Origin of the sequence: Streptomyces sp. NPDC014733 (assembly GCF_043083385.1) — a bacterium.
GTDB lineage: Bacteria > Actinomycetota > Actinomycetes > Streptomycetales > Streptomycetaceae > Streptomyces.
The window spans coordinates 255,697-269,419 of the sequence record NZ_JBIBYO010000004.1; the positions used below are offsets into that span (position 1 = coordinate 255,697).

Genomic DNA, 13,723 nt, shown 5'->3' on the forward strand with positions numbered 1-13,723 from the left:
GGATGGACTATCGAAACAACTAAGTTTATGTCTTTTACCTGTCACGGTCGGCGCCTCTACGTTCTGTCGCGTGACAGTCGCGACTCCGACGGCCCGGCCGTCGACCCTCCGCACGCTGTGGACCTCCACCCTCGGCAAGAAGGCCGTGATGGCGGTGACCGGCGTGATCATGCTGGTGTTCCTCGTCGCCCACATGCTGGGCAATCTGAAGATCTTCTTCGGCGCCACGGAGTTCAACTCCTATGCGGCGTGGCTGCGCACGATCGGTGAGCCCGTCCTGCACCGCACGTGGTACCTCTGGCTCCAGCGCACCGCCCTCGCGGTGTGTCTCGTGCTGCACGCGGTCTGCGCGTACCAGCTCAGCCGACGCGGCGCCACGGCGCGCGGCCGGGGTTACGCCCACCGCCCGCCGCCCGGCCCGTCCTTCGCGACCCGCACGATGCGGTGGGGCGGCGTCATCCTCGGGCTGTTCGTCCTGTGGCACCTCCTCGACCTCACCACCGGGACCGTGAACCCGCTCGGCGACCCGGGCCGCCCCTACGAGAACGTCGTGGCCGACTTCCGTAACTGGTGGGCGAACGTGATCTACCTCGTGGCGATGGCGGCGCTGGGCCTGCACATCCGCCACGGCCTGTGGAGCGCCGCACAGACCCTCGGCGCCACCGGCCCCCGCAGCGGCCCGGTCCTCAAGACCGTCAGCTGGGTGCTGGCCTTCGTCCTCTTCGCGGGCTTCGTCACCGTGCCCGTCGCCGTCATGACCGGAGCAGTGAGCTGATGCCCGACCGTACCGACCCCGCCACCCGGACCGCCGGCGGCTACACCGACTACACCGTCGGCGCCCCCGTGTCCGACACCGCGGAGCCCGAGGGCCCGATCGCCGAGCGCTGGAGCACCAGACGGTTCCGGGCGAAGCTGGTCAACCCCGCCAACCGCCGCAAGCACACCGTGATCGTGGTCGGCACCGGCCTGGCCGGCGGCTCCGCCGGTGCCACCCTCGCCGAACAGGGCTACCACGTCGTCCAGTTCTGCTACCAGGACTCCCCGCGCCGCGCCCACTCCATCGCCGCGCAGGGCGGGATCAACGCGGCGAAGAACTACCGCAACGACGGCGACAGCGTGTACCGGCTCTTCCACGACACCGTGAAGGGCGGCGACTTCCGCGCCCGGGAGTCCAACGTCCACCGCCTCGCCGAGATCTCCGTGCAGATCATCGACCAGTGCGTGGCCCAGGGCGTCCCCTTCGCCCGCGAGTACGGCGGGCTGCTCGACACCCGCTCCTTCGGCGGCGTCCAGGTGCAGCGCACCTTCTACGCCCGCGGGCAGACCGGCCAGCAACTCCTCCTCGGCGCCTACCAGGCACTGTCCCGGCAGATCGCCGCCGGCAACGTCGAGATGCACGCCCGTACCGAGATGCTCGACCTGATCGTGATCGGCGGACGCGCCCGCGGCATCGTCGCCCGCGACCTGGTCACCGGCGAGATCTCCGCCCATGTCGCCGATGCGGTGGTCCTCGCCACCGGCGGCTACGGCAACGTCTTCCACCTCTCCACCAACGCGAAGAACTCCAACGCCACGGCCGTCTGGCGCGCCCACCGCCGGGGCGCGTACTTCGCCAACCCCTGCTTCACCCAGATCCATCCGACCTGCATCCCGCGCTCCGGCGACCACCAGTCCAAGCTCACCTTGATGAGCGAGTCGCTGCGCAACGACGGCCGGATCTGGGTGCCGGCTGCCGCGGGCGACCCACGCCGCCCCGATCTGATCCCCGAGGCCGAGCGGGACCACTATCTGGAGCGGAGCTACCCGTCCTTCGGCAATCTCGTACCGCGCGACATCGCCTCCCGCGCCGCCAAGAACGTCTGCGACGAGGGCCGCGGTGTCGGCCCCGGCGGCCGCGGCGTCTATCTCGACTTCGCCGACGCGATCCGGCGCCTGGGCCGGCAGGCCGTCGCCGAGCGGTACGGCAACCTCTTCGAGATGTACGAGCGGATCACCGGCGAGGACCCGTACCGGGTGCCGATGCGGATCTACCCGGCGATCCACTACACCATGGGCGGCCTGTGGGTCGACTACGACCTGCAGACCACCGTCCCGGGGCTGTTCGCCATCGGTGAGGCCAACTTCTCCGACCACGGTGCCAACCGCCTGGGCGCCTCCGCGCTGATGCAGGGCCTGGCCGACGGCTACTTCGTCCTCCCCGCGACCCTGGGCGACTACCTCGCCCGCACCCCGGACCGGCCGCCCGTGGCCGACGATCACCCGGAGGTCGCCTCCGTGGTGGCGGAGACCACCGGCCGCCTGCGGCAGCTCCTCGCCACGGACGGGGACCGCAGCCCCGACTCGTTCCACCAGGAGCTCGGCCAACTGCTGTGGGAGCACTGCGGTATGGCCCGCAGCGACGCCGGACTGCGGACGGCGCTCGCCCGCATCCCGGAGATCCGTGAGGAGTTCCGGCGGCGCGTCCGGATCCCCGGCGGCGGCGGCGAACTCAACCAGACCCTCGAAAAGGCCCTCCGCGTCGCCGACCACCTGGAACTCGCCGAGCTGATCTGTCTGGACGCGCTGCACCGCACCGAGTCCTGCGGCGGGCACTTCCGCGTGGAGTCCCAGACCCCCGACGGCGAGGCCGCCCGCAAGGACGACGCCTTCTCGTACGCCGCCGCCTGGGAGTACACCGGCACCGGCACCGCCCCCGTCCTGCACCGGGAGGCCCTCACCTTCCGGTACGTGCACCCCACCCAGCGGAGCTACACATGAACCTCACCCTGCGGATCTGGCGGCAGCGCCGTGCCGACGCCCCCGGCGCCCTGGTCACCTACCAGGTGCGGGACGTCTCGCCCGCCATGTCCTTCCTGGAGATGCTCGACGTCCTCAACGAGGACCTGATCGGCCGCGGCGAGGAGCCGGTCGCCTTCGACCACGACTGCCGCGAGGGCATCTGCGGCATGTGCGCGCTGGTCATCAACGGCCGGGCACACGGCCCGGAGCGCACCACCACCTGCCAGCTGCACATGCGGCACTTCACCGACGGCCAGGTGATCGACGTCGAGCCCTGGCGGGCCGCCGCGTTCCCGGTCGTCAAGGATCTGGTCGTGGACCGCTCCGCGTTCGACCGCATCATCCAGGCGGGCGGGTACATCACCGCACCGACCGGCTCCGCGCCCGAGGCCCACTCGGTCCCCGTGCCGAAGCCGGACGCCGACCTGGCCTTCGCGCACGCCGAGTGCATCGGCTGCGGCGCCTGCGTGGCCGCCTGCCCCAACGGCTCGGCGTCGCTGTTCACCAGTGCCAAGATCACCCACCTCACCACGCTCCCCCAGGGCGCGCCGGAGCGGGCGAGCCGCGTGCTGGACATGGTCGCCGCGATGGACGCCGAGGGCTTCGGCGGCTGCACCAACACCGGCGCCTGCGCCACGGTCTGTCCCAAGGGCATCCCGCTGACCGGCATCGCCACCATGAACCGCGAGTTCCTCCGCGCCGCCCGCAAGGAGCCGGGGGCCGGGCGCCGCGGCTGACGCCCGGCCCCCGGACCGTTCCCTCATGTGTCCGGCGGCCCCGGGCCTCCCGCCGTCAGACGGCCCGGTGGTACTGCACCGGCGCGGCCACCTCGCCGCCGAGTTCGCGCGCCGCACGGCGTGCGAAGTACGGGTCGCGCAGCAGCTCACGGCCGATCAGCACGGCGTCCGCCTGCTGGTTCTCGATGATCTTCGCCGCCTGGCCCGCTCCGGTGATCTCCCCGACTGCGGCCACCGCGAGTCCGGCCTCGGCCCGGACCCGCTCGGCGAACGGCACCTGGTACCCGGGGCCGGTGGGGATACGGGCCTTGGGGGCGTTGCCGCCGGTGGACACGTCGAGCAGGTCCACGCCGTGCTCCTTCAGGACGGCGGCGAACCGGACGGTGTCGTCGGCGGTCCATCCCTCGCGGGCGTCCTCCGGGTTCTCCGTCAGCCAGTCGGTCGCGGAGATCCGGAAGAGGAGGGGCAGTTCCTCGGGCCAGACCTCCCGTACCGCGTCGACGACCTCCAGCGCGAAGCGCGTGCGGTTCTCGAAGGAGCCGCCGTACGCGTCGGTGCGGTGGTTGGTGTGCGGGGAGAGGAACTCGCCGATCAGATAGCCGTGGGCGCCGTGGATCTCCACCACCTCGAATCCGGCGTCCCGGGCCCGGCGGGCGGCCGCCGCGAAGTCCCGGACCACCTGCCGGATCCCTTCGGCCGTCAGCTCGTCCGGCACCAGGTGCCCCTCGTCGAACGGCACCGGGCTGGGCGCGACCGGCTGCCAGCCGAGGGCGTCCGGACCGACGGGCGCGCCACCGCGCCACGGTGCGTCCGTCGACGCCTTGCGGCCGGCGTGCGCGATCTGCACACCGGGCACCGTGCCCTGCGTCTTGAGGAAGGAGGTGATCCGCCGGAACGCCGCCGCCTGCCGGTCGTTCCACAGGCCCAGGTCCCCGGGGCTGATCCGGCCTTCCGGGGAGACGGCGGTGGCCTCGACCAGGATCAGACCGGTGCCGCCGGTGGCGCGGGCGCCGTAGTGCGCGAGGTGCCAGTCCCCCGGAACGCCGGTCTCCGGCCCCGAGCCCTCGGCGCTGTACTGGCACATCGGGGGCATCCAGATCCGGTTGGGGACGGTCACCGACCGAAGCCGGTAGGGCTCGAAGAGGGCACTCACAGAGGACTCCGTTCACGCGGGCAGCCGTCGCGGCCACACCCCAATACAACGACAACTACCGTACTACGAGGATTCTCGAATTACGACATCTCTCGTACAAGCTCCGATCCGCCCGCCGCCCGGCGCTCCACCCCACTCGCGCGCCGGTCCCGGGCGACGCGCGCCCGCCCCTCCCCGGGGCCGTCCGGCCGGCCCGCAGCGGCCTTCCGACGGCGCGTGGAGGCCGTGGCTCCGCATGCCGTCCCCACATGATCACCGTCACCCTCATGACGTAATCTGACGCTCGATCGCGGGCGTTCGGCCCGCCATGAACGTCGGGGTACGCCATGCGCCCATCCATCCGTGTCGCCACGCTCCTCGCGGGCGCCCTCCTCACCGCCGGCCTCACGACAGGCTGCTCGCCCTCGGGTGACGACTCCAAGAAGCCCGCCGCGGCAGGGAGTTCACCGGAGGCGCCGAGCGGCGACGTCACCGGGAAGTCCGGGAAGACCCCGATCACCATCGGAGACTTCGGGACATATGAGGCCGTCGACGGCGCCTCGGGCGCACGGACGCGGATGTCGGTCACGTTCAAGGACCTCCGGGCCGTCCAGGCGTCGGAGATCAAGGCCACCAAACCGCCGCAGCACCAGTACGTCGTCCTCACCTTCACCGTGAAGAACACCGGCGACAAGGACGGCGCCTTCCACCCGCAGCAGCTGAAGTGGACCGACGGCGAGAGCCCCGAGCGGGCCGTCGCCACCACCGAGAAGTCCGGGTCCGGGCAGAACCTCGACACGACGTTCCACGCGGGGCGGAGCGCCACCGGCGATGTCGTCCTGGACATCCCCGGCGCGGGCGGCACCCTCCGCTACTACGACGGCTCCGGCCCCGTCTCCCTCTCCTTCGAGCTCCCGGCGGACTGACACGAGCCGCGCGGGCCGCGCGGCCGGCCGACGGCGCGCCGTACCGGCTTCCGGTACGGCGCGCCGTCGCGTGCGCCGAGGCCCGGCCGTTGCCCCCGACGGACCGTGTGACCTGGGGCGTTGGCGCGCCGGACCGCCGTTGTCAGTGGCCGGGTGCAGACTGACGGCATCTGAGACAACGGCGTCGCGGAGGTGTTCCGGTCATGACCGATGTGCTGCTCGCAGTGGGCACACGTAAAGGGCTTTTCATCGGCCGCAGGAGGCATGGCGAGTGGGAGCTGAGCGGCCCCCATTTCCCCGCGCAGGCGGTGTACTCCATCGGCATCGACACCCGCCGGGAGACCCCGCGGCTGCTGGCCGGCGCTGACAGCGCGCACTGGGGCCCGTCCGTCTTCCACTCCGACGACCTCGGCACGACCTGGCGCGAGCCGGCCAGACCCGCGGTCAAGTACCCGGAGTACACCGGCACTTCCCTGGAGCGGGTGTGGCAGCTCCATCCGGCCGGACCCGCCGCGCCCGATGTGGTCTACGCCGGTACGGAGCCCGGCGGGCTGTTCCGCTCCGAGGACCGCGGCGAGACGTTCGAGATGGTCAGAGCGTTGTGGGAGCACCCGAGCCGGGAGCGGTGGATGCCCGGTGGCGGCGGTCTCGCGGTGCACACCGTGGTCACCGACCCCCGAGACGCGGACGCGGTGACGGTCGCGGTGTCGGCCGCCGGGGTCTTCCGCAGCTCCGACGGCGGCGCGCACTGGTCACCGTCGAACACCGGCGTCAAGGTGTCGTTCCTGCCCGAGGAGTACCCCGAGTTCGGCCAGTGCGTCCACAAGATCGCGCAGGACGCCGTCGACCACGACCGGCTGTACCTCCAGAACCACTGGGGCGTCTACCGCAGCGACGACGCGGGCGCCCGCTGGACGGACATCGGCGCGGGGCTCCCCACCGACTTCGGCTTCGCGGTGGCCGCCCACCCGCACCGCGCCGACACCGCCTACCTCTTCCCCATCACCGCCGACGTGGACCGCGTGCCGGCCGACCACCGCTGCCGGGTCTTCCGGACCTCCGACGCCGGTGCGTCCTGGGAACCGCTCTCCCACGGCCTGCCGGAGGAGGACCACTACGGCACGGTGCTCCGCGACGCCCTCTGCGTGGACGACAGCGACCCCGCGGGCGTCTACTTCGGCAACCGCAACGGCGAGCTCTACGCCAGCGCCGACGACGGCGAGAGCTGGCAGCAGCTCGCCTCCCACCTCCCGGATGTGCTGTGCGTACGGGCATCGGCGGTGGCCTGAGGACGCGGGCGCGCCGCCGCCGGGGGCGCCCGGGGCCGGCACCTCGCGCGGCGGGGCCCAGGGCGGGGTCAGTGCGCGGTGGGCTCCTGCGCCGGTGCGTCGGCATGCGCCGCGCCCGGCTCCTCGCCCGTCACCACCGGCAGCGCCGAGGGCAGCCCCCACTCGCTCCACGAACCGTCGTACACGGCCAGGTCGCGGTGGCCCGCCAGGTGGGCGCCCAGCGCCAGCACGCAGGCGGTGACGCCGGATCCGCAACTGAAGTACAGCCGCTGCCCCCGGTCCGCCGCTGCGTGGAACACCTCCTGCAGCTCGTTCGCCGGGCGCATCAGGCCGTCGCGCAGCAGGTCGCCGAAGGGCAGGTTCACGGCGCCCGGCATATGGCCACCGCGCAGGCCCGGACGGGGCTCGGGGGCGGTCCCGGCGTACCGTCCGCGGGCGCGGGCGTCGAGCACCACCGCCGCCGGGTCGGACAGGGCGCCCAGCACCTCGGCGCCGCCGGCGAACAGGCCCGCCCGGGGCCGTGCGGAGAAGGAGCCGCGGGGACCGTCGTAGGCGGCGGGCCGCGGCTCCACCGGCAGGCCCGCCTCGCGCCAGGCGGGCAGCCCGCCGTCCAGGACGGCCGCCCGGTCGAAGCCCATGGCGCGCAGCATCCACCAGGCGCGGGCGGCGGAGTAGATCCCGGCGGCGTCGTAGACGACCACGGTGTCCTCGTCGTCGAGGCCGAGGCCGCGGACGGCGGCGGTGAACGCGTCCGCGCCGGGCAGGGTGTGGGGCACCGGTGCGGCGGGGTCGGACAGCTCGCCGTCGAGGTCGAACGGCCGGGCCCCGGGGAGACGTTCGGCCACGCCCCGGTGGGCGCCGACGGAGGCGTCCAGCAGCACCAGCCGCTCCGCGCCGAGCCGCGGCCCGAGCCAGCCGATGTCCACCAGCGGGCCGGGCAGGCACCCCGCGGTCGGCCCGGACGGCCGCTCCTGCGGGTGCCCGGGGGCCTGGTCCGGAACGGAACGCGTGCTCATGCGGTGCCTCCCTGCGCCGGCAGGCCGCCTCCGGGCCTGCGCACGGGCGCCAGTCTGCCGCCCGCACCGGACGCACAGGCACGGAGGGGCCCGGGCGCCGCCCGGCCGCTCAGCTCACGGAAGCCGCCAGTCCACCGGCTCGGCACCCTGGCGGATGAGGAGGTCGTTGGTACGGCTGAAGGGACGCGAGCCGAAGAAGCCGCGGTCGGCGGACATCGGGGAGGGATGCGCCGACTCGATCGCCGGGTACGCGTCGAGGAAGGGGCGGAGGTTGCGGGCGTCGCGGCCCCACAACACGGGCACCAGCGGCTTGCCGCGGGCGGCGAGGGCGCGGATGGCCTGCTCGGTGACCTCCTCCCAGCCCTTGCCGCGGTGCGCGCCGGGCTTGCGGGGCGCGGTGGTCAGCGCCCTGTTGAGCAGCAGGACGCCCTGGCGGGTCCACGGGGTCAGATCGCCGTTGGAGGGGCGGGGCAGGCCGAGGTCGGTGTGGAGTTCACGGAAGATGTTCTCCAGGCTCCCCGGCAGCCGCTGCACCTCGGGCGCGACCGCGAAGCTCAGCCCGATGGCCATGCCCGGCGTCGGATAGGGATCCTGACCGACGATCAGCACCCGTACGTCGTCGAAGGGCTGCTGGAAGGCGCGCAGGACGTTGGCGCCCGCGGGGAGATAGGTCCGGCCGGCGGCGATCTCCTGACGGAGGAAGTCGCCCATCGCGGCGATCCGTCCGGCGACGGGGCGCAGCGCCTCCGCCCAGCCGGGTTCCACAAGTTCGTTCAAGGGTCGTGCTGCCACAGAACCTCACCCTACCGGCCCAACGCCCGGGCTCCGTTCCGTCCGGAGCGGGCACGGCCGCCGTCGGCCCCGGGTGCGACCGGCTGCCGGCGGCGCCCTCCCGCGGCGGCGGGGCGGGCCGCTTCGGCGTCGGTCCGGCGGGGTCCGCACCGGTCCGGGCGGGTGGGGCACCGGGTCGGCGGTCGGGGCCCGGCGGTGTGGCGGCGGCCGGTACTGTGCCGCCATGACACATGCGAACATCCCTGCGGGCTGGTATGCGGACCCGCAGGGGACTCCCCACCGACTGCGCTGGTGGGATGGCGCCCGCTGGACCGAGCACACGCACGCCGCCGCCCCGCAGCAGCCGCAGGGCCACGCTCCGGCCGGGCAGGCCCCCCAGCAGCCCCAGCAGCAGGCCCCTCAGCAGCAGGTTCCCCAGCAAGCGCCGCCGCAGCAGCCGCAGGCGGCTCCGGCCGGGGCCGGTGCGCCCCCGCAGACGGCCGCCGGGCCCGGAGCGCCGTACGGGGCACAGCAGGCCCCCTACGGGCAGCCCGGCTTTCCCCCGGCGGGGGCGGCGCCCGGCAACCCCGACGCGGCACGCCAGGTCCAGCAGCAGGCGGGCATCGCCCCCACGGGTCCCGGTGGCGGCACGCTCTTCACCGAGCCGGTGCTGGTGGTGAACCAGAAGGCGAAGCTGATCGAGGTCACCAACGAGTACGGCGTCTTCGACCAGAACGGCAACACCCTCGGCACGGTCGTCCAGGTCGGGCAGAGCACCGCGAAGAAGGTGCTGCGGGTGGTGTCCAGTCTGGACCAGTACATGACGCACAAGCTGGAGATCCGGGACGCGTACGGGCAGCCGCAGCTGGTGCTGACGCGGCCGGCGAAGTTCATCAAGTCGAAGGTGCAGGTGGCGCGTCCGGACGGGCAGCCGGTCGGCGAGATCGTCCAGCAGAACGCCATCGGCAAGATCAACTTCGGGATGATGGTCGACGGCCGGCAGATCGGCGCGATCAAGGCCGAGAACTGGCGGGCCTGGAACTTCGCCATCGTCGACCACACCGACACCGAGGTCGCCCGGATCACCAAGACGTGGGAGGGCCTGGCGAAGACGATGTTCACCACGGCCGACAACTACGTCCTGCAGATCCACCGGCAGCTGCCCGACCCCCTGCTGAGCCTCGTCGTCGCCACGGCGCTGACCGTCGACACCGCGCTCAAGCAGGACTCCCGCGGCCTTGGCTGAGCCGTCGCGCACGGCGGGCCCGGCCGTCCTGGGCGTCGACTCGGGCGGTTCCGGGCTGCGCCTCGCCGTCGCCCCGGTCGCCGCGCCGCACGTCCGGCCGGAGTCCCTGTACGCGTCGGACACCCCGGTGCGCACCGGGGAGCGCGGTATCGACGCACATCATCTGCTGAGCCAGCTGCTGCCCGCCGCCGAGAAGTTGCGGCAGGAGGCGGGGGCCTCGGGCTTCGCGGCGGTCTGCGTCGGCGCCGCCGGGATGGCGACGCTCGGGCAGGAGCTGCGGGCCGTGCTGCCGCAGGCCCTGGCGGACGCCTTCGGGGTACGTGACCTGGCGCTCGCCACCGACGCGGTGACCGGATACGTGTGCGCGCTCGGGCAGCGGCCGGGCGCCGTCGTCGCGGCCGGTACGGGGCTGATCGCGCTCGGCGCGGACCCGGCGTCCGGAGACGGCTGGCGGCGGACGGACGGCTGGGGCCATCTGCTCGGCGACTGCGGGAGCGGGGCGTGGATCGGCCGGGCCGGGCTGGAGGCCGCGCTGCGGGCGCACGACGGGCGGCCCGGCGGCTCCGAGGCGTTGCTGCGGGCCGCCGAGGAGCGGTTCGGGCCGATCGGCGGTCTGCCGGGGCAGCTGTACCCGCGGACGGACCGGCCCGCGGTGCTGGCGTCGTTCGCGCCGTGCGTGGCGCGTGAGGCGGCCGGCGACCCGGTCGCGGCGGGGATCGTCCACCGGGCCGCGGAGCACATCGCGGACACGGCGGCGGCCGCCTGTCCGCCCGGGCCGGACCGTACCGTCGCGCTGACCGGCGGGCTGTTCCGGCTGGGCGAGGTGTTGCGGGCGCCGGTGCGGGCCGGGTTGGCTGCGCGGCTGCCGGACGCGGTGTGCGCGGAGCCGGAGGGCGGCCCGCTCGACGGGGCGCTGCGCCTCGCCGCCGCGCTGGCCACCGACGCGGTGCGGCTGCCGGTGGACGGTGCGCTGCTCCAGCTCGTCCGTCGCGGCAGGTGAGCGGCGCGTGCCGCCCGGGAGGGTCCGCGGCGCGGGCGCCGCGCCGGGGCACGTCCGGCACCCCGGCGGACCACCGTGACGCGCGGGATAAATCGGGACGGATACCTCCCGACCGAACCCTCCCCCGGCAGTGTGTCGGTACGAGGCGTTAGCATGCGGCGCCATGAGTTCCCCCACTGGGCCCGCACCTGGCTCGCCCCGCTTTGACGACGATTCTCCGAGCTCGGCGCCCGGCCTGCCCGTACGAATGCCGCGTCCCCGGCAGTCCGGCCGACACCGCAAGCCGGAGCCGGTCGCCGCACCCGAGGGCGCACCCGCCCTGGTGCTGGCCGTGCCCGGCACCCCCACCCCCGCCGCGCGTTCCCTGGCGGAGGAGGTCTGCAGCATCGCCCGTTCCGAACTGCCCGGCCTCGACGCCCGGATCGGTTACGTGGACGGTGACGGCGCGGACTTCCCGGCGCTGGACGCGGTGCTGGCGCAGGCCGGCGCCGAGCACAAGGCACGTGCCGCGCAGGGCGACGGCGCCGCCGGTCCGGCCGCGGTGGTCGTGCCGCTGCTGGCCGGTCCGGACAGTTCGCTGCTGCGGCGGATACGCCAGGCGATGATGAACAGCGGTTCCGGCGCCGAGCTGACGGACGTCCTGGGGCCGCACCCGCTGCTCGCCGAGGCGCTGCACGTCCGGCTGTCCGAGGCGGGGCTGGCCCGCGCCGACCGTGCCCGGCTGTTCACCGTCGCCACGGCGGCGGACGGCATCATCCTGGCCGCGGTGGGCGGCGAGGAGGCCGTGCAGGCCGCGGGGATCACCGGCATGCTGCTGTCGGCCCGCCTGGCGGTGCCGGTGCTGGCCGCCGCGCTGGATGAGGACGGGGCGATCTCGCGCACCGCGGAGCAGCTGCGGACGTCCGGTTCGCAGCAGCTGGCGCTCGCGCCGTACCTGATCGGCCCGGAGATCTCCGACGGGCTGCTGGGGGCGGCCGCGGCCGAGGCGGGGTGTGCGTCGGCGGAGGCGCTGGGCGCCTACGGGGCGGTCGGCCGTCTGGTGCTGTCGAACTACGCCGCCGCGGTGGGCATCACGCTGCGGCCCGCCGCCGGGGGCCCGCAGTACGCGCCGGCGCGCTGAGCCACGTGCCGGGCGGCCGACCGGCCGCCCGGAGCCGTAAGGGGCCGTTCCGCTTCGTGCGGGGCGGCCCTTCGCGCCGTCCGGGGCCGGACACGCCCCACGGCGGCACCGGCCCGACGTGCTGGAAGGGACCGGCCGCCGACGCTACGGTCGCCGGGAAGGCACCGGCCCGCCGGCCGGTCCGCACCGGAGGGAAGTTCCGATGTCCGCCGCCGAAGCGCCCCTGCCCGCCGTCGAGGTCGTCCGTTCCCTGTTCGCCGCCTACCTCGCGCAGGACCGCCCCGCCATGGAGCGGTTGCTCGCCGACGATTTCGTCTTCACCAGCCCGCACGACGACCACCTCGGCAAGGACGCCTTCCTCACCCGCTGCTTCCCGACCGCCGACCGGTTCCGGTCGTACGAACTGCTCGACACGGTGCCGGTGGGGGACGGGGAGGTGTTCGTCCGGTACGCGTACGAGCTGGTGGGCGGCGGGCACCACCGCAACGTCGAGGTGCTGACCGTGCGGGACGGGCGGATCGCCGAGACGCAGGTGTACTTCGGCGGCAGCTTCCCGCCGGGCTGAGCGGGCGCCCGCGGGAGATCTCAGGCGAAGACGACGCAGGAGGCCGCGGGGGCCGGCATCGAACCGGTGCGGGTGGGGACGCCGGTGGCGTGGTCGACGGTGAACCACGTGATGTCGCCGGAGCGTTCGTTGGCGGCGTAGAGGAACCGGCCGGTGGGGTGCATCGCCAGGTCGCGGGGCCAGCTGCCGCCGCAGGAGACGCTGGTGACCGGGGTCAGCTCCGCGCCGGAGACGTCCAGGGCGTGGACGCAGATGCGGTCGCGGCCGCGGACCGCGGTCCACAGGAACCGGCCGTCCGGGGAGACGACCGCGGCGGACGGATGGCAGGGCTCGGCGCCCGGGTCCCCGGGCTGGTCGCCGTCGGCGAACAGCGCGGTCTCCCCCAGCGGCGTCAGGGTGCCGTGTTCGGCGTCCCAGCGGCAGCGGGTGAGCGCCGGGGCGAGTTCGTTGACGACGTAGACGTGGCCGCCGCCCGGGTGGAAGGCGAGGTGGCGGGGGCCGCTGCCGGGGCGGAGGCGGACCTCGTCGCGGATCTGCGTCATGCCGGTGACGGGGTCGAGGCTGCAGCTGCGGAGCGAGTCGGTGCCGAGGTCGGCGGAGAGCAGCCGGGTGCCGCCGGGCGCGGCGTACACGGAGTGGGCGTGCGGGGTCTTCTGCCGCTCCGGGTCGGGGCCGCTGCCGTGGTGGGCGAGGACGGCGGCGGGCCCGCCGAGGGTGCCGTCCGGGCCGATCGGGAGCGTGCTGACGCTGCCGGAGGTGTAGTTGGCGGTGACGAGATGGCCGGCGGCCAGGGTGAGGTGGGTGGGGCTCGCGCCGCCCACCGGGACGGGCGGGGCGAGCAGCCGCGGGCCGTCCGGGGTGAGGGTGAAGGCGGCGGCCGCGCCGTGCTCGATCTCGCTGACCGCGTAGAGGCGCCTGCGGTCGCGGCTCGGGGCGAGGAAGGAGGGGTTGGCGACCTCCGCGGTGGTGTGCAGCGGGGTGAGCGCGCCGGTCTCCGGGTCGAGGGCGGCGGTGGTGATGCCCGCGCCGCCCGCCTGCGTGAACGATCCGATGTAGGCCCGCAGGCCCTGCTCCGTGGTCACCGCTGTGCCGCCTCTCGTCCGGTCGCCCGCCGCCCCCGCGCGGGGCGGGGCACGGCGACGC

General features: G+C 74.3%; 13 protein-coding genes. 9 read left to right on the forward strand and 4 right to left on the reverse strand.

Going from position 1 to position 13,723, the window contains the following annotated elements:
• Positions 1 to 70 precede the first annotated feature (70 nt).
• The 3 genes from ACF1BH_RS12325 to ACF1BH_RS12335 are packed head-to-tail and all read left to right on the forward strand — an operon-like array spanning position 71 to position 3,515.
• Complete coding sequence (locus ACF1BH_RS12325; RefSeq protein WP_391642392.1) at positions 71 to 775, forward strand: succinate dehydrogenase cytochrome b subunit; 705 nt, start codon at positions 71 to 73, stop codon at positions 773 to 775.
• A complete protein-coding gene (locus ACF1BH_RS12330) occupies positions 775 to 2,757 on the forward strand; it encodes a fumarate reductase/succinate dehydrogenase flavoprotein subunit (protein ID WP_391642393.1) in 1,983 nt (660 codons plus the stop codon). The genes ACF1BH_RS12325 and ACF1BH_RS12330 overlap by 1 nt, the downstream gene beginning before the upstream one ends.
• Positions 2,754 to 3,515 carry a succinate dehydrogenase/fumarate reductase iron-sulfur subunit gene (locus tag ACF1BH_RS12335; RefSeq protein ID WP_391642394.1) on the forward strand — a complete coding sequence of 254 codons (762 nt, stop codon included), beginning with the start codon at positions 2,754 to 2,756 and terminating at the stop codon, positions 3,513 to 3,515. The genes ACF1BH_RS12330 and ACF1BH_RS12335 overlap by 4 nt, the downstream gene beginning before the upstream one ends.
• Before the next feature lie 55 nt (positions 3,516 to 3,570).
• On the opposite strand, the gene ACF1BH_RS12340 is transcribed toward ACF1BH_RS12335, so the two are convergent.
• The gene (locus ACF1BH_RS12340; protein WP_391642395.1) at positions 3,571 to 4,668 is read right to left on the reverse strand and encodes an NADH:flavin oxidoreductase/NADH oxidase; all 1,098 of its coding nucleotides are present in this window, start codon (positions 4,666 to 4,668) and stop codon (positions 3,571 to 3,573) included.
• 326 nt (positions 4,669 to 4,994) lie between these two features.
• Here ACF1BH_RS12340 and ACF1BH_RS12345 point away from each other — a divergent pair, with 326 nt between their 5' ends.
• Positions 4,995 to 5,573 (forward strand): DUF4352 domain-containing protein, encoded by a 579-nt coding sequence (locus ACF1BH_RS12345; RefSeq protein ID WP_391642396.1) that lies wholly within the window; start codon positions 4,995 to 4,997, stop codon positions 5,571 to 5,573.
• Between the two features lie 203 nt (positions 5,574 to 5,776).
• Positions 5,777 to 6,862, forward strand: coding sequence for a WD40/YVTN/BNR-like repeat-containing protein (locus ACF1BH_RS12350; protein WP_391642397.1), 1,086 nt, complete (start codon positions 5,777 to 5,779; stop codon positions 6,860 to 6,862).
• A 68-nt stretch (positions 6,863 to 6,930) separates the two neighbouring features.
• Here ACF1BH_RS12350 and ACF1BH_RS12355 read toward each other — a convergent pair whose 3' ends face one another.
• Positions 6,931 to 7,878 (reverse strand): sulfurtransferase, encoded by a 948-nt coding sequence (locus ACF1BH_RS12355; RefSeq protein ID WP_391642398.1) that lies wholly within the window; start codon positions 7,876 to 7,878, stop codon positions 6,931 to 6,933.
• A 114-nt stretch (positions 7,879 to 7,992) separates the two neighbouring features.
• Positions 7,993 to 8,670: a uracil-DNA glycosylase gene (locus tag ACF1BH_RS12360; RefSeq protein ID WP_391642399.1), complete on the reverse strand. Its 678-nt coding sequence runs from the start codon at positions 8,668 to 8,670 to the stop codon at positions 7,993 to 7,995.
• Positions 8,671 to 8,893: 223 nt separating this feature from the next.
• On the opposite strand from ACF1BH_RS12360, the gene ACF1BH_RS12365 reads away from it, so the two are divergent.
• The 4 genes from ACF1BH_RS12365 (at position 8,894) to ACF1BH_RS12380 (ending at position 12,580) form a co-directional block, all read left to right on the forward strand.
• Complete coding sequence (locus tag ACF1BH_RS12365; RefSeq protein WP_391642400.1) at positions 8,894 to 9,895, forward strand: phospholipid scramblase-related protein; 1,002 nt, start codon at positions 8,894 to 8,896, stop codon at positions 9,893 to 9,895.
• Complete coding sequence (locus tag ACF1BH_RS12370; protein ID WP_391642401.1) at positions 9,888 to 10,895, forward strand: N-acetylglucosamine kinase; 1,008 nt, start codon at positions 9,888 to 9,890, stop codon at positions 10,893 to 10,895. The genes ACF1BH_RS12365 and ACF1BH_RS12370 overlap by 8 nt, the downstream gene beginning before the upstream one ends.
• A gap of 163 nt (positions 10,896 to 11,058) precedes the next feature.
• Positions 11,059 to 12,015 carry a sirohydrochlorin chelatase gene (locus ACF1BH_RS12375; protein WP_391642402.1) on the forward strand — a complete coding sequence of 319 codons (957 nt, stop codon included), beginning with the start codon at positions 11,059 to 11,061 and terminating at the stop codon, positions 12,013 to 12,015.
• A gap of 202 nt (positions 12,016 to 12,217) precedes the next feature.
• Positions 12,218 to 12,580, forward strand: a complete 363-nt coding sequence (locus ACF1BH_RS12380; protein WP_391642403.1) for a nuclear transport factor 2 family protein — start codon at positions 12,218 to 12,220, stop codon at positions 12,578 to 12,580.
• 20 nt (positions 12,581 to 12,600) lie between these two features.
• Here ACF1BH_RS12380 and ACF1BH_RS12385 read toward each other — a convergent pair whose 3' ends face one another.
• Positions 12,601 to 13,662, reverse strand: coding sequence for a lactonase family protein (locus tag ACF1BH_RS12385; protein WP_391642404.1), 1,062 nt, complete (start codon positions 13,660 to 13,662; stop codon positions 12,601 to 12,603).
• Positions 13,663 to 13,723 lie beyond the last annotated feature (61 nt).